The sequence below is a fragment of the Pseudomonas sp. FP2309 genome, assembly GCF_030687575.1.
In the GTDB taxonomy this organism is placed as follows: domain Bacteria; phylum Pseudomonadota; class Gammaproteobacteria; order Pseudomonadales; family Pseudomonadaceae; genus Aquipseudomonas.
Genome location: NZ_CP117439.1, coordinates 679,502 through 693,600 on the forward strand (window position 1 = coordinate 679,502; position 14,099 = coordinate 693,600).

The 14,099-nt window shown below is 64.1% G+C and carries 13 protein-coding genes and 1 pseudogene; 5 read left to right on the forward strand and 9 right to left on the reverse strand.

Annotated elements, in window-relative coordinates; genetic code table 11:
* Positions 1-67: 67 nt before the first annotated feature.
* The 7 genes and pseudogenes from urtA to PSH59_RS02970 form a co-directional block, all read right to left on the reverse strand.
* On the reverse strand, positions 68-1,333 hold the full coding sequence (urtA, locus tag PSH59_RS02940) for an urea ABC transporter substrate-binding protein (protein ID WP_248077581.1): 1,266 nt from the start codon (positions 1,331-1,333) through the stop codon (positions 68-70).
* 205 nt (positions 1,334-1,538) lie between these two features.
* Positions 1,539-2,921, reverse strand: a complete 1,383-nt coding sequence (locus PSH59_RS02945) for a PepSY domain-containing protein (RefSeq protein ID WP_305394266.1) — start codon at positions 2,919-2,921, stop codon at positions 1,539-1,541.
* A gap of 116 nt (positions 2,922-3,037) precedes the next feature.
* A complete protein-coding gene (locus PSH59_RS02950; RefSeq protein WP_305394267.1) occupies positions 3,038-5,107 on the reverse strand; it encodes a TonB-dependent copper receptor in 2,070 nt (689 codons plus the stop codon).
* 93 nt (positions 5,108-5,200) lie between these two features.
* On the reverse strand, positions 5,201-5,608 hold the full coding sequence (locus PSH59_RS02955) for a DUF2946 domain-containing protein (protein WP_248077589.1): 408 nt from the start codon (positions 5,606-5,608) through the stop codon (positions 5,201-5,203).
* 11 nt (positions 5,609-5,619) lie between these two features.
* Complete coding sequence (locus PSH59_RS02960) at positions 5,620-6,102, reverse strand: copper chaperone PCu(A)C (RefSeq protein ID WP_248077592.1); 483 nt, start codon at positions 6,100-6,102, stop codon at positions 5,620-5,622.
* Positions 6,103-6,149: 47 nt separating this feature from the next.
* Positions 6,150-6,545, reverse strand: coding sequence for a DUF2946 domain-containing protein (locus PSH59_RS02965; protein WP_305394268.1), 396 nt, complete (start codon positions 6,543-6,545; stop codon positions 6,150-6,152).
* 97 nt (positions 6,546-6,642) lie between these two features.
* Positions 6,643-6,929, reverse strand: a pseudogene (locus tag PSH59_RS02970) (addiction module antidote protein).
* A 480-nt stretch (positions 6,930-7,409) separates the two neighbouring features.
* Between PSH59_RS02970 and PSH59_RS02975 the strand changes: the two are divergent.
* Positions 7,410-7,661, forward strand: coding sequence for a DUF6124 family protein (locus PSH59_RS02975; RefSeq protein ID WP_305394269.1), 252 nt, complete (start codon positions 7,410-7,412; stop codon positions 7,659-7,661).
* Positions 7,662-7,688: 27 nt separating this feature from the next.
* Here PSH59_RS02975 and PSH59_RS02980 read toward each other — a convergent pair whose 3' ends face one another.
* Positions 7,689-8,408 carry a cobalt-precorrin-6A reductase gene (locus tag PSH59_RS02980; RefSeq protein WP_305394270.1) on the reverse strand — a complete coding sequence of 240 codons (720 nt, stop codon included), beginning with the start codon at positions 8,406-8,408 and terminating at the stop codon, positions 7,689-7,691.
* The gene (gene cbiE, locus PSH59_RS02985) at positions 8,405-9,610 is read right to left on the reverse strand and encodes a precorrin-6y C5,15-methyltransferase (decarboxylating) subunit CbiE (protein ID WP_248077602.1); all 1,206 of its coding nucleotides are present in this window, start codon (positions 9,608-9,610) and stop codon (positions 8,405-8,407) included. Before cbiE ends, PSH59_RS02980 begins: the two co-directional genes overlap by 4 nt.
* A gap of 38 nt (positions 9,611-9,648) precedes the next feature.
* Here cbiE and cobG point away from each other — a divergent pair, with 38 nt between their 5' ends.
* Genes cobG through cobJ form a run of 4 tightly spaced genes read left to right on the forward strand, consistent with a single transcriptional unit; the run spans position 9,649 to position 13,982 of the window.
* Entirely contained in the window at positions 9,649-10,995 is a 1,347-nt protein-coding gene (gene cobG / locus PSH59_RS02990; protein WP_305394271.1) for a precorrin-3B synthase, read from the forward strand.
* A complete protein-coding gene (locus PSH59_RS02995; protein WP_305394272.1) occupies positions 10,988-11,614 on the forward strand; it encodes a precorrin-8X methylmutase in 627 nt (208 codons plus the stop codon). Before cobG ends, PSH59_RS02995 begins: the two co-directional genes overlap by 8 nt.
* Positions 11,614-12,345, forward strand: coding sequence for a precorrin-2 C(20)-methyltransferase (locus PSH59_RS03000; protein ID WP_248077719.1), 732 nt, complete (start codon positions 11,614-11,616; stop codon positions 12,343-12,345). Before PSH59_RS02995 ends, PSH59_RS03000 begins: the two co-directional genes overlap by 1 nt.
* The gene (cobJ, locus tag PSH59_RS03005) at positions 12,342-13,982 is read left to right on the forward strand and encodes a precorrin-3B C(17)-methyltransferase (RefSeq protein ID WP_305394273.1); all 1,641 of its coding nucleotides are present in this window, start codon (positions 12,342-12,344) and stop codon (positions 13,980-13,982) included. Before PSH59_RS03000 ends, cobJ begins: the two co-directional genes overlap by 4 nt.
* Positions 13,983-14,099: the final 117 nt, after the last annotated feature.

Sequence of the window (14,099 nt, forward strand, 5' to 3'; positions counted from 1 at the left end):
AATGTCCTAGTCGTGCCGGACAGTGTGGGAAGAGGATTGCCCCCTCCCACATTTGGCCTGGGGGGCTTTAGTTGCTTTTCACGGCGTAGTCCGGCTTTTTGTCATTGCCAGGGATGTACGGGCTCCACGGCTGCGCGCGGATCGGCTCCTGGGTCTGCCACACCACCGAGAACTGCCCGTCGGCCTGGATCTCGCCGATCATCACCGGCTTGTGCAGGTGGTGGTTGGTCTTGTCCATGGTCAGGGTAAAGCCCGACGGCGCGGCGAAGGTCTGGCCGGCCAGGGCTTCACGCACTTTGTCGACGTCGGTGGACTTGGCTTTCTCGGCCGCCTGCGCCCACATATGGATGCCCACGTAGGTGGCTTCCATCGGGTCGTTGGTCACGGCTTTGTCGGCGCCCGGCAGGTTGTGCTTCTTGGCGTAGGCTTTCCAGTCGGCGACGAATTTTTTGTTCACCGGGTTCTCCACCGACTGGAAGTAGTTCCACGCGGCAAGGTTGCCCACCAGCGGCTTGGTGTCGATGCCGCGCAGTTCTTCTTCACCCACCGAGAACGCCACCACCGGTACGTCGGTGGCCTTCAGGCCCTGGTTGGCCAGTTCTTTGTAGAACGGCACGTTGGAGTCGCCGTTGACGGTGGAGATCACCGCGGTCTTGCCGCCGGCAGAGAACTTCTTGATGTTGGCCACGATGGTCTGGTAATCGGCATGGCCGAACGGGGTGTAGACCTCTTCGATGTCTTTATCTGCCACGCCTTTGGAATGCAGGAACGAGCGCAGGATTTTGTTGGTGGTGCGCGGGTACACGTAGTCGGTGCCCAACAGGAAGAAACGCTTGGCGCTGCCGCCTTCTTCGCTCATCAGGTACTCCACCGCCGGGATCGCCTGCTGGTTCGGCGCGGCACCGGTGTAGAACACGTTCGGCGACATCTCTTCGCCTTCGTACTGCACCGGATAGAACAACAGGCCGTTGAGTTCTTCGAACACCGGCAGCACGGATTTACGCGACACCGACGTCCAGCAGCCGAATACCACGGCAACCTTGTCCTGGGTCAGCAATTGGCGGCCTTTCTCGGCGAACAGCGGCCAGTTCGACGCGGGGTCCACCACCACCGGTTCGAGCATCTTGCCGTTTACGCCGCCCTTGGCGTTGATCTCATCAATGGTCATCAGCGCCATGTCTTTGAGGGACGTTTCGGAGATGGCCATGGTGCCGGACAGCGAGTGCAGAATGCCGACCTTGATGGTCTCGGCGGCCTGGACCGTCCAGGTCATGCCCATAGCGGCAATGGATGCCGACAAAGTGAAAGCCTTGATCAAGCTGCGACGCTTCATGGTGCGATCTCCGAGTGCCTGAGTGTTGTTATGGGTCAGATACTGGAATGATTGCAAAGGCTGTGCCTGCTTGGACCGGCCTTTGAATGCGGCGCTGCGCACCGCGATCTGCGCCAGTCCCTGCACCGATACGGCGCCTGGATCTGGCGATGGTGCGCAGCGGGCACCGTGCTGGTGCGTCAGGCGGTGATTGGCATTGCCAGGCTTATGCCTGATCCGTGGAGGGCGCGCGCTGGCCAAAGAAACGCGCCAACACCAACCGATCCAACGCCCACACCGCGATCAGCGAGGCGCCCACCAGCGGGAAAATGATTGCCAGGCCGAGCATGATCGCCATCGCGGTTTTCCACTTCGGCAGGTCATGGCGCAACGGCGGAACGCCCAGTCCACCCTGGGGCCGGCGCTTCCACCAGATCACCACGCCGCTGACGGCGCTGAGCAGAATCATCAGGCAGATCACCAGCACGATCAGTTGGTTGACCCAGCCGAACATTTTGCCCTCGTGCAGCATCACCCCGGTCTCGGTCGCCCGCGCGACCAGGTTGTAATGCTCCCAGCGCACATCCGCCAGCACCTTGCCGGTGTACTGGTCCACGTGCAGGGTGGCGTCGTTGCGCGGGTCGTCGGCAAACACCGAGACGGTGAACACGCCTTCGGCGGTGGTGGGGAGTGTGATGCTGTAGCCGGGCTCGACCTTGCGCGCGGTGGCCAGGTCGACCACCTGTTGCAGGCTGATGGCAGGCGCGGCCGGCGTTGCATGCATCGCGCCGTGGTTCATGTGCTCGGCATGGTCGCCGGACACCGGCATCGGCGTGTTTTCCATGGCCCAGGGCACGGTCTGTTGGGTGGCGGTGTTAAGCACTCGCGCCTGTTGATCGGACTGCGGCACGTTGTTCCACATCGCCGCCGGAAAGGTGTTCCACAGGTCGGCGTATTGCTTGCCCCAGAAGCCGGTCCAGGTCATGCCGCTGAGCAGCATCACCAGCAAAAATGCCGCGCCCCAGAAACCGGCGACCGCGTGCAGATCGCGCCAGAACACCCGGCCACGGCTGTTAAAACGTGGCCACAAGACGCCAGCTGACGACTTGCCACGCGGCCACCACAGGTACAGGCCCGACACCACCAGCATCACGCCCCAGCCGGCGGCGAGCTCCACCAGCCGGTCGCCGGTGGTGCCGATCATCAGCTCACCGTGCAGCGCGCGGGCGATGGCTTGCAGGTTGTATTTTGCGTCCTGTTCGCCGAGCACGGTGCCGCGATAGGGGTCGACGAACACCGTCACCTCGCGCCCATCCTTATGCATGACGAACTGCGCACTGCGGGTGGCGTCCGCCGGCGGCAGGTATTTGCTGAGGGTGGCCTGGGGGAAGGCGGCCTTGGCGCGTTGCAGTTGCTCGTCGGCGCTCAAGGCGTGTTCGGCGGCCGGCACCGTCAGCAGGTGGCCGTACATCAGCGGGTCGAGCTGGGGCTTGAACAGGTAGATGATGCCGGTGAGGGCCAGCAGCACCATGAACGGGGCGACGAAGAGGCCGGCGTAAAAGTGCCAACGCCAGGCCAGGTTGTAGAAGGAGATTTTTTGCTTGTTCATCAGGGATGCTCCGCAACGCTTGAATTTTTTTAGTGGGGTCAGGCAGCCTCGGGAGGCAGGCCCCTCCGATCTTTGGAATGCATTCCAACGGTCGGCGGGGCTTGCTTGCGAGGCTTTTAGAAGCTCATGTCCACCTTGGTCCAGAGCGTGCGCCCTGGCTCTTTGATGGCCTGCGGATCACTGGCCGGGTAGCCGAACCCGGCATTGCCCGCCAGGTTCAGGTGCTCGGCGTAGGCCTTGCCGAACAGGTTGTCGACGCCGGTGCTGACCTTGAAATTTTTGTTGATGCGGTACGCCGCGTTCAGCGAGAACACGCCGAACCCAGCGCTCTTGTCGTAGTCCTTGCCGACCACGTTGCCCTTGTTCTGGTCGATACGGTGTTGCGCAGCCACCACCCGCCACAGCGCGCCGGCGCTCCAGTCGTCTTCGCTGTAGGTCAGGCCCAGGCGTGCATCCAGGGGTGGCATCTGCGGCAGGGCCTTGCCGTCGCTGCTGTTCTTGCCCCAGGCGTAGGCGAGGGTCGCGTCGGCTTTCCAGTTGCGCGTCAGCCTGTACGCCGCGCCCAGTTCGCCGCCCATGATACGGGCGTCGACGTTACGCGCCTGGGAAGTGGTGCCCATCATGCCGGCGCGGTAGTCGAACAGGATGAAGTCACGCACCTGGCCAACGTAGGCCGAGGCCCAGGCCTCCAGATCGTCGGTTTTGTATTGCGCGCCGACATCGAGCTGGGTGGTCTTCTCCGGCTTCACCCCGTCGAAGGCATTCACCGAACCGCTCGCGCCGGTGTTGGGCGAGAACAGCTCCCAGTAATCCGGGAACCGCTGCGCATGACCCAGGCCGGCATAGAGGGTGGTGGGGCTGTCGGCCAGGTCGTGCTCGTAGCGCATGAAACCTGAGGGCAGGGTATCGGCGCGTGTGTCACCGGCGGTGGGGTTGGCGCGGGTGCTCATGCCCGAGCCGGTGGTTTGCCGAAAATCCTTGGCCGAAGCACGGTCCAGGCGCGCGCCGCTGATCAGGCGCTCGCGGTCGGCGGCGTACCAGGTGAGTTCGCCGAACACGCCGTAGTTGTGAAAGTCGGCGTCCTTGTTTCGCGGCAGGTCCTTGTAGGTGTCGACGCCCATGCTGCTGCGCGCGCGGTGTTCATTGGTTTGCGCGTCCAGGCCGCCGATCAGTTGCACATCGGCCCAGCGCCATGTGGCCTTGATGCGTGCACCGAGGGTGCGCCGGTCGACATTCGACGCCATCGGCCCGGCCATCATCCCGGTGCCTGAGGGCGTGCGCAGGCTGTAGTTGTCCATCACGTGGTCGGCATAGTTGTAGTAGACCTGGGCTTCGACCTTATCCAGCACCTCGCCGATATTCGATTTCTCGAAGCGCAGCCCCAGGCTTTCGCGCAGGAACTGCGAGCCGTCCATGCCGCGCCCGGCGTAGCGTGCTTGACCATCGCCACGCCCGGCGGTGAGTTCCAGCAGGGTGTCGGCGTCGGGGGTGAAACCCACGGCGACGTCGCCGTTCCATTTGTCGTAACGCGAGGCGACCGTGTCGTTATTGCCGTCCTTGTAGTCATCGGCATGGGCCTGGTTGCCGATCACCCGCACGTAGCCCAATGGCCCGCCGGCGGCGGCATCGATGACCTTGTCGAAGCGCCCGTTGGAGCCGGCCAGGACACTGGCATTGAGCCGGGTGCCCAGTTCGCCGAAGTGTTCCGGCTCGCGCTCGAACAGGACGGTGCCGGCCGAGGCACCAGGGCCCCACAGCACGGTTTGCGGGCCTTTGATCACGGTGAGACGGTCGTAGGTTTCCGGGGATATGTATGAGGTGGGCGCGTCCATCCGGCCTGGGCAGGCGCCGAGCATCATGCTGCCGTTGGTGAGGATATTCAGGCGCGAACCGAACATGCCGCGCAGCACCGGGTCGCCATTGGTGCCGCCGTTGCGCACCAGGGCGAAGCCGGGGATGGTCTTGAGGTAGTCGCCGCCGTCGCTGGCGGGCACGGGTTGGCGCGGATCTTTCGGGTTGGTGACAGCGGTCAGCGGTGAGCTGGGCGCGATCGCGGTGATCACGGTGGGGCTCAGCTCATGTTCGGCGTGTTCGTCGGCCTGAGCGCAGGGCGCGAGTAAAGCGCCGCACAGGGCCGCGAGCACAGGGGTACTTCCCAAACGGGTGTCAGCAGAAAACCTGGACATGACAAATTCCATCAATCATTCGTAAACAACACGGCCAGCAGCCTGCGGCTGTCTGTCTAAAGTCGGCCGGGGTGAAGTAACGGTGCTAAGGGGCTACGAGGCGATGGGCGGTGCACGGCTGCGCGCGCCGGGGAAGATGCTCTGCCGGGCATGGCCCAGGCGCGTGGCGGGGGTGAGGGCATTGGCCGGCGGCGGGGAACCGAGGGCCACGAATGACACATTGCCGGGCAGGGCCGGGCAACTGAACAGCAGGTCGCAATAACCGCACTTGGCCCAGAGTGCATGATGTTCGCTGGGGGCTTTAGGCTGATGATCTTCGCCATGGTCGCCGGGCATGTCCATGGACATGCTCATCGGCATCGACATACCGGCGTGATGATCCATCGGCATCGCCTGGGAAATCAGCGGTCCGATAAAAATCATCAGCATGGCGAACAGGCTGACCCAACTGCCGCGCTTCACGCGGCGGTGTGCAGAGAGCCTGGCGCGGGGGGCGCCCATCGAGCGGTGGCCTATTGAGCGTGTTTATGCTCGTGATTGGCCATCGGCGGGACTTTTTGTACCGACACTTGCACCTCGACCTTGCCGGCTTTTTCGAAGGTCAGGGTCAGCGGAAACTGCTTGCCGTCGGCCAACAGGCTGCGGTCTTTGAGGCCCAGCAACATCACGTGGTAGGCCATGGGCGCGAAGGTCAGCTCACCCTTGGCCGGTACGGCCACGCTGGGCACTTGCTGCATCTTCATCAAATCGCCCTGCATCACATGCTCATGCAACTCGGCTTTCTGCGCCAAGGGGGTTTCGGCACTGAGCAGGCGATCCGGCGTGGCGCCGGTGTTATGAATCACAAAGTACGCGGCGACGGTGGGGGCATTGGGCGGCAATTCCTGGGACCAGGGATCGCTGACCAGCAAGTCGCCGGCCTTGTAGTCTTCGGCATTGGCGGCACTGAACACCGGCAGCAACAACGCGGCCAGAAGCAGGGAAGATTTAAGCATGGCAGTTCTCCAGAACGGTTCTAAACGCAGTTCACTTGCGAAGGCAATCAAACCGTTGGAGAGGCGCGGGGGTTGAGGCTCGGCCATTGCTGGCGCGGGGTCGGCGGTGCTGCTGACGGCGGCGGCAGGCTCTCGACCGCCTCGAACTGCGTGACATACAACTGCGGCACATGCCCCGGAAGCGCCACCAATGGCGCCGAGCCCGAGCAACACCAGCAATGCTGCATGGTGGAATGATCGTCCTGTTGCGGCGTTGGGATTTCCAGTTTGCCCAGGGCAATCGTCTTCAGGCTTGTGCCGTTGGAAGAGCAGAAACCGCCCCACATCAGGCGCTTGACCGGATCGTCCGCCTGCTGCATCGCACCGGCCATCGGCATGGCAAACGCGTTGAACAGCACTGCAAGGCAGGCGATCCAGGCAATTGCAAAGCGTTGACGGGCCATGGCGGACAATCCGTAGGGTTAATCGATCAGGCGGGTATTTAGCCTTATCGGTGCGCAGAAGTAAAAAGGGGCGGTGTGGTTTGGTGTCGCAGTGGAATCAGACCGCCTTGGCGTGAAGCTTGAGACCCAACGCTTTCATGACCTTCATGATAGTCGCGAACTCGGGATTGCCAGTGCTGGAGAGGGCTTTGTACAGACTTTCTCGTCCGAGGCCGGCGTCGCGGGCGACTTGGGTCATGCCTTGGGCGCGGGCGATGTTGTTGAGCGCTGAACGGATCAGCAGGCCGTCACCCGTATCTTCTTCGAAGCACGCTTCAAGATATTCGGCCATATCCTCGGGGTTTTTAGGTGCTCTGCCACGTCGAAGTCAGTGAATTCATTCATGAGTTACTCCTTTTTTTGATCGTTCCCACGCTCTGCGTGGAAATGCCTCCCGGGACGCTCCGCGTCCCGCCAAGCGCTGCAAGTTTCGGCTACTGCGCACAGGTGACGCGGAGCGTCACGGGCTGCATTCCCACGCGGGAGCGTGGGAACGATCTTGGTAGCTAGCCGCCCGGCTGGCTATTCGTACAAACAGAAATTTCCGACAAGGATTTGAGGTTGTCCCTAGGACACTCGGTCTCTAGTCTCCGTACACCGCTGCAAATGCAGCGGACGGGCGTCGCGGCCCGGCTTGATTAAGTACTGCCTCCTTTCAGTTGACGCTTTTTTATCGTCTACTGTGCGGCGTTATGGTGGCTGTGCGCGGGATGCCTTCGGGTATGCCGGTTTCCTTAATCTCCGGTCCGCGAACCTGCGCACAGCTGCCACCCCATCGCATCGCGGCGATCAGTGGCAGCTCCACTTAGATTAAGGGACTTCACAATGATCAAACCCACCCCCAATCCCCCCATCCGGCTATTCACCGTGGCTGACGGATTCAGCACCGAAGACCTGCTGGTCAACCTCAGCGAAACACTGGCCTCGGCCAATGCACTGAGTTGTGATCTGGCCTTTGACCTGGAATGCCCGAAACGCGAGGAATTGCTCGGCGTCGCGCAGTTGATCGAGCTGGCGCAGTTGCTGGCCGATCGCGTGCATGACGGCGTCGGGCGCACGACAGCCGTCGCTGGATGACGCGGTTTTAACTGTGGAACGGGGTGTTTAGAGAAGGGTGATTGCCTGTAATGCCGCGGCGACGGTCGGGAACTCCCGGTCCACGGCCGCCAACACCGGCCGTTTCAACACCAGCACTGGCACCCCTCGTTCCCGCGCCACTTCCAGCTTCGGCTCGGTGGCGGTGCTGCCGCTGTTCTTGCTGATCAGCACATCTATCTGCCGCCGCTCAAACAACGCTCGCTCGTCGTCGATCAAAAACGGCCCGCGTGCGCCGATGACTTCGCAGCGCTCATTGCCCGGATATACGTCCAGTGCGCGCAGCGTCCAGTACTGGTCTGCGGGGATCTCTTCGAGGTGTTGCAGCGGTTCGCGGCCCAGCGTAAACAATGGCCGTTTGAAGGGTTTCAGCGCCGCGATCAGCTCGGCCCAATCACTCACTTCGCGCCAATCATCCCCTGCCTGCGGCTGCCACGCCGGGCGACGCAGTGCCCAGCAGGGCACGCCGCTCAACTGTGCCGCCTCGGCGGCATTGCGGCTGATCTGCGCCGCATACGGATGGGTCGCGTCGAGGATCAGGCTAACCCCCTCATCGCGAACGAACTGCGCCAGCCCCTCGGCTCCCCCATAACCCCCGACGCGCACCTGGCAGGAGAGGTCGGTGGGCACGCGGCCGACACCGGCCAGGCTGTAGATATGTTCCGGGCCCAGCGTGCGAGCAATGGCCAGCGCTTCAGTCACGCCGCCCAGCAGCAGGATGCGTTTCATAGCGGCTTGGTCACTTCAAGCAAGGTGATCGGCAGCGCCTGGCGCCAGGTATCGAACTCCCCCAACGGCTGCGCCTGGGCCACGTGGATGCGGGTCAGTTCGCCGCCGTGCTGCGCGCGCCAGTTCATCAAGGTCATTTCGCTTTGCAGGGTCACGGCATTGGCAATCAAGCGACCACCAGGGCGCAGCTGTTGCCAGCAGGTGTCGAGCACGCTGTCGCGGGTGACGCCACCGCCGATGAAGATCGCGTCGGGTGTCGGCAAACCGTGCAAGGCGTCCGGGGCGGTGCCGCGTACCAGGTGCAGGCCAGGCACGCCGAGGGCGTCGCGGTTGTGTTCGATCAAGTCTTGGCGGCCTGCGTCGGCTTCAATCGCCAGCGCACGGCAACTGGGGTGGGCGCGCATCCATTCGATACCGATGGAACCGCTGCCTGCACCCACATCCCACAACAGTTCGCCCGGCATGGGGGCCAGGCGGGCGAGGGTCATGGCGCGCACATCGCGTTTGGTCAGTTGGCCATCGTGCTTGAAGGCGCTATCCGGCAGGCCTGCCAGGCGCGACAGACGTGGGGTGTCGGGAGAGGCGAGGCAATCGATGGCGACCAGATTCAGATCGGCGGCCGAGTGGTGCTGCCACTCCGCAGCCAGGCCGTCAATACGCCGCTCATTGGCGCCGCCCAAGTGTTCAAACACGGTCAATCGGCTCGGTCCGAACCCGGCCTCAGTCAACACGGCGGCGATCAACGCAGGGCTGCCACCATCATTACTCAGCACTAACAAGCGCACACCACTGGCCAGATGCGCGTTGATTGCCGCGACGGGCCGGGCCACCACGGATAACGTCACCACGTCCTGTAACGGCCAGCCCAAACGCGCGGCGGCAAGGGACACCGACGAAGGCGCGGGCAGAATCAGCAATTCTTCAGCCGCCACCTGCCGCGCCAAACTGGCCCCCACGCCATAGAACATCGGATCGCCACTGGCCAGCACACACACCGGTTCGCCCGGTGTGGCCAGCACCGGCTCCAGGGAAAACGGGCTCGGCCACAGCTGGCGCTCGCCACGAATACACACCGGCAACAGGTCCAACTGGCGCTGCGCACCTATAATCCGCGTGGCGCGCAACAGGGCATGCCGGGCATTCCTGCCCAGCCCCTTGAAGCCGTCTTCACCGATGCCTACAACCGTCAGCCAGGGCGACATATCAATTCCTTGAACGACATCCGACGGGCAGGCTTTTCATGCCGCCGGACAAAGCAGGCATAATACCGCGCCTTTACCCGTCAACCGGTAGCCCCGTGAATCCAACGCCCGCTGTGAATACCTTGCGCCCCTCGGCTTGTCCGGGGTTGCTGCGTATCGTCCAGGCGCTGGATGGCGGCATCTGCCGGATCAAACTGGCCGGTGGTTCGATCACCGCCGCCCAGGCCAACGCCGTGGCGGACGCGGCCCAGACGTATGCCGGTGGGGTGATCGAGGCGACCAACCGTGCCAACCTGCAGATCCGCGGAATCGGCGCCGAGCAGGACGCCCTGATCGCCAGGCTGCTGGCCGCAGACCTGGGCCCGAGCAACGCCGCCGGTGACGATGTGCGCAACCTGATGCTCAGCCCCAGCGCCGGGATCGACCCGCAAATGCTGTTCGACACGCGTCCGCTGGCCGCTCAGATCCTCGCGACCCTGCAAACCCATCCGCGTTTTCATGAGTTGTCGGCCAAGTTCGCCGTGCAAGTGGATGGCGGCGAGGCGCTGGCGATGCTTGAGCATCACCATGACCTGTGGCTGTCGGCGTTCGTGCGTAATGGCCAGACGTTACTTGCGTTCGGTCTGGCCGGATGTCCGGGGCTGAATGCGCCCTTGGCCGCGGTGCCGTTGGATCAGGGCCACGCGCTGGTGGTGGCGGTGTTGGAGGTTTTTCTCGACCTCGCCACCGCCGAACAGACGCGCATGCGCCAGTTGCCTGTGGATAACTTACTGAGCCGCCTGCGCTTGCCGCTGCTGCCGGTCGACGGGTTCAAACGCCCACTCAGCGGGGCTTTGCTGCATCTCGGCACTTATCCACAGTCGCAACAGAATCAGTTTTATGTCGCCGCCGCCGCCCCCTTGGGTCGACTGGATCCGACGATGCTCAAGGGCGCCGCACAGCTGGCGGACGATTATGGCGACGGCACGTTGCGCTTCACCCCCTGGCAAGGCGTGCTGCTGCCCTACGTCGAGAAACCTCACGCCGTGACCGAGCGCCTGGCGCAACTGGGTTTTCTGTGTTCCATCGACCAGCCCCTGGCGCGTTTGACCGCTTGCACCGGCTCCCGCGGCTGCGGCAAAGCCCTGGCCGACACCAAGGCCGACGCCGTGCAGCTGGCGGCGCTGCGAACCGCCCACAGCGTGCACTTGTCCGGTTGCCCGCGCTCCTGCGCTGCGGCGCACACCGCGCCCGTCACCCTGCTGGCGGTGAGCCCCGGCCACTACGACCTCTATTTTCGCGATGCAGCCCACCCAGGGTTCGGCCGGCTGCACGCGCGCACCCTTTCCATTGAAGCGGCGGGCGCCCTGTTGCGCGCTCACCCACGGAGCAACACCGATGATTGATTACATCCGCGACGGTCAGGAGATCTATCGCAACTCCTTTGCCATTATTCGCGCGGAAGCCAAGTTGGACCGCATCCCGGCCGACCTGGAAAAACTCGCGGTGCGGGTGATTCATGCGTGCGGCATGGTCGATGCCATCGACGGCCTGCAATTCTCTGAAGGCGCAGGCAAGGCCGGGCGCGACGCGTTGGCCGCCGGCGCGCCGATTTTGTGTGATGCGCGCATGGTCTCCGAAGGCGTGACCCGCACCCGCTTGCCGGCCAACAACGAAGTGATCTGCACCTTGCGCGACGACAGCGTGCCGGCGCTGGCGCAGGCGCTGGGCAATACCCGCTCGGCTGCCGCTCTGGAGCTGTGGCGCCCGCATTTGGAAGGCAGTGTGGTGGTGATCGGTAACGCGCCGACCGCGCTGTTCTACCTGCTGGAAATGCTCGATGCCGGTGCGCCGAAGCCGGCGCTGATCCTCGGCTTCCCGGTCGGCTTTGTCGGCGCCGCCGAATCCAAGGCGATGCTGGCGGCCGACAGCCGTGGCGTTCCGTTCGTGATCATGCAGGGCCGTTTGGGTGGCAGTGCGATGGCCGCGGCGGCGGTCAATGCGCTCGCCACGGAGGTCGAATGATGCCGGCACGCGGACGTTTGATCGGCCTGGGCGTGGGCCCCGGCGATCCCGAGCTGATCACCCTCAAGGCGCTGCGCCTGCTGCGCGAGTCGCCGGTGGTGGCGTACTTCGTGGCCAAGGGCAAGAAAGGTAACGCGTTCGGCATCATCGAAGACCACCTGGTGGCGCAACAAACTCTGATGCCGCTGGTGTACCCGGTGACCACCGAAGCGCTGCCCGCGCCCTTGTCCTATGAGCAAGTGATCAGCGATTTCTACGACAGCGCCAGCGTCGAGGTGGCCGCGCACCTGGATGCCGGTCGCGATGTGGCGGTGATCTGCGAAGGCGATCCGTTCTTCTACGGGTCCTACATGTACCTGCATGACCGCCTGGCCGAACGCTACGAAGCCCAGGTCATCCCTGGCGTGTGCTCGATGCTCGGCGGCGCTTCGGTGCTGGGCGCGCCGTTGGTGTATCGCAACCAGAGCCTGTCGGTGCTGTCGGGCGTGCTGCCCCATGACGATCTCAAGCGCCGCCTGGCGGATGCCGACGCGGCGGTGATCATGAAGCTGGGCCGTAACTTCCATAAGGTGCGCCAGGTGTTGGAAGAGCTCGGTCTGGCCGAGCGCGCGCTGTACGTGGAACGCGCCACCATGGTCAATCAGAAGATCGTGCCGCTGGATCAGGTCGACCCGTCGTCCTCGCCGTATTTCTCGCTGATCATCGTGCCTGGTGAACGGTGGCAAGGATGACGCGTCCGGCGATTGTCATTCTGGGGCAGGGCAGCCTGGCCACTGCGCGCAAGATCCAGCAGCTGTACCCCGGCGCGTTGATCCACGGTTTGCTCGGGCGGGTTGAGGGCGCGGACCTGGCCTACACCGAGTTCGGCGTCACTGTGCGTCAGCTGTATCAACAGGGCACGCCGCTGATTGCCCTGTGCGCGGCGGGTATTGTGATCCGCACCCTGGCGCCGCTGTTGCTGGAAAAAGGTGAAGAGCCGGCCGTGCTGGCCGTGGCCGAAGACGGCAGCGCCGTGGTGCCGCTGCTCGGTGGACTGGGCGGCGTTAATGGGATGGCGCGGAACATCGCGGCGGCGCTCAACGTCGCCGCGGCGATCACCACCAGTGGCGAGTTGCGCTTCGGCACCTGCCTGCTCAACCCGCCGACGGGCTATGAGTTGGCCGATCTGGAGCTGGGCAAGCGCTTCGTCTCGGACCTGCTGGCCGGTCAAAGCGTACGCATCGAAGGCGCGGCGCCGTGGCTGGATCAAGCGAACCTGCCCCAGGACCCGCACGCGCGTCTGGCCATCCATGTGGGCAGTGCCGAGCGGGTGCCGGTGGTCAACGAGCTGCTGATTTATCCGAAGAACGTATGTGTTACGTGCAAGCCGGGGGCGGATTTGGCGCAACGCGTGCGCGTGGCATTGCAGGAGGCCGGGATCGCCGTGCAATCCCTGGCGTGCCTGTTGGCGGGCGACCTGCACATGGCTGAGGTTTCGCTGCATGAAGCGGCGTTGGCGCTGGCGGTGCCGCTGCGTTTTGGCCGCGTGACCCAGGACGCCGATATCGTCATCGAGATGGCCGAGCAACCGCTGGATGTGTCGCAAGTCGGGCGCCCCCGTGGTCGCCTCGCGGTGATCGGCCTGGGCCCTGGCGCTGCCGAGTTGATGGTGCCGGCGGTCAAAGCCGAACTGGCGCGTTGCACCGATGTGCTGGGCTATGAAACTTATGTGCGCATGGCCGGGCCGTTCCGTGACGACCAGGTGCAGCACTGCACCGACAACCGCGAAGAGATGCAGCGTGCGCGCCATGCGTTCGAACTGGCTGCCAGCGGCCGTTCGGTGGTGGTGGTGTCCTCCGGTGACCCCGGTGTATTTGCCATGGCGGCGGCGGTGATCGAGGCATTGCATGAGTCCGACGACCCGGCCTGGCATCTGGTCGACCTGCAGATCCTGCCGGGCGTGTCGGCCTCCCTGGCCACTGCCGCCCAGGCCGGTGCGCCGCTGGGGCATGACTTCTGCGTGATGTCGCTGTCGGACAACCTCAAGCCCTGGTCGATCATCGAAAAGCGTCTGGACCTGTCTGCCCAGGCCGACCTGGCGCTGGCGTTCTACAACCCGATCTCCCGCTCGCGGCCCTGGCAGTTGGGCCGTGCGCTGGAAATCGTCGCGTTGCATCGCGCGCCCGCCACCCCGGTGGTGCTGGGGCGCGACATCGGTCGCCCAGGCCAGACCCTGCGGGTCACCACCCTGGGGCAATTGACCCCGGAGCAGGTGGACATGCGCACCATGGTGCTGATCGGCTCGTCCACCACCTGCACATTCCCCCGTGCCGGAGGTGGTGAGTGGGTGTATACGCCGCGCTGGTACGGCGAAAAACCCGTCGGCTGAAGCGGCACGAAAGCTCCGAATAGCGCCTGGTAAACATCGGGCGTTATTCGGGGCTTTTTCTTTTTTTATCGTCGAAAACCGGAAGGGCGGGTGCTGCCCCCAACGATTGCTGGGCGG

What these genes read in the sequence shown, in the direction of transcription:
- PSH59_RS02965 (WP_305394268.1), bottom strand. Translation starts at nt 6,545, where the DNA reads ATGGCCCGTCAACGCTTTGCAATTGCCTGGATCGCCTGCCTTGCAGTG.
- PSH59_RS02995 (WP_305394272.1), top strand. Translation starts at nt 10,988, where the DNA reads ATGATTGATTACATCCGCGACGGTCAGGAGATCTATCGCAACTCCTTT.
- PSH59_RS02960 (WP_248077592.1), bottom strand. Translation starts at nt 6,102, where the DNA reads ATGCTTAAATCTTCCCTGCTTCTGGCCGCGTTGTTGCTGCCGGTGTTC.
- PSH59_RS02975 (WP_305394269.1), top strand. Translation starts at nt 7,410, where the DNA reads ATGATCAAACCCACCCCCAATCCCCCCATCCGGCTATTCACCGTGGCT.
- PSH59_RS02980 (WP_305394270.1), bottom strand. Translation starts at nt 8,408, where the DNA reads ATGAAACGCATCCTGCTGCTGGGCGGCGTGACTGAAGCGCTGGCCATT.
- PSH59_RS02950 (WP_305394267.1), bottom strand. Translation starts at nt 5,107, where the DNA reads ATGTCCAGGTTTTCTGCTGACACCCGTTTGGGAAGTACCCCTGTGCTC.
- PSH59_RS03000 (WP_248077719.1), top strand. Translation starts at nt 11,614, where the DNA reads ATGCCGGCACGCGGACGTTTGATCGGCCTGGGCGTGGGCCCCGGCGAT.
- cobJ (WP_305394273.1), top strand. Translation starts at nt 12,342, where the DNA reads ATGACGCGTCCGGCGATTGTCATTCTGGGGCAGGGCAGCCTGGCCACT.
- PSH59_RS02955 (WP_248077589.1), bottom strand. Translation starts at nt 5,608, where the DNA reads ATGGGCGCCCCCCGCGCCAGGCTCTCTGCACACCGCCGCGTGAAGCGC.
- cbiE (WP_248077602.1), bottom strand. Translation starts at nt 9,610, where the DNA reads ATGTCGCCCTGGCTGACGGTTGTAGGCATCGGTGAAGACGGCTTCAAG.
- cobG (WP_305394271.1), top strand. Translation starts at nt 9,649, where the DNA reads ATGCCGCCGGACAAAGCAGGCATAATACCGCGCCTTTACCCGTCAACC.
- PSH59_RS02945 (WP_305394266.1), bottom strand. Translation starts at nt 2,921, where the DNA reads ATGAACAAGCAAAAAATCTCCTTCTACAACCTGGCCTGGCGTTGGCAC.
- urtA (WP_248077581.1), bottom strand. Translation starts at nt 1,333, where the DNA reads ATGAAGCGTCGCAGCTTGATCAAGGCTTTCACTTTGTCGGCATCCATT.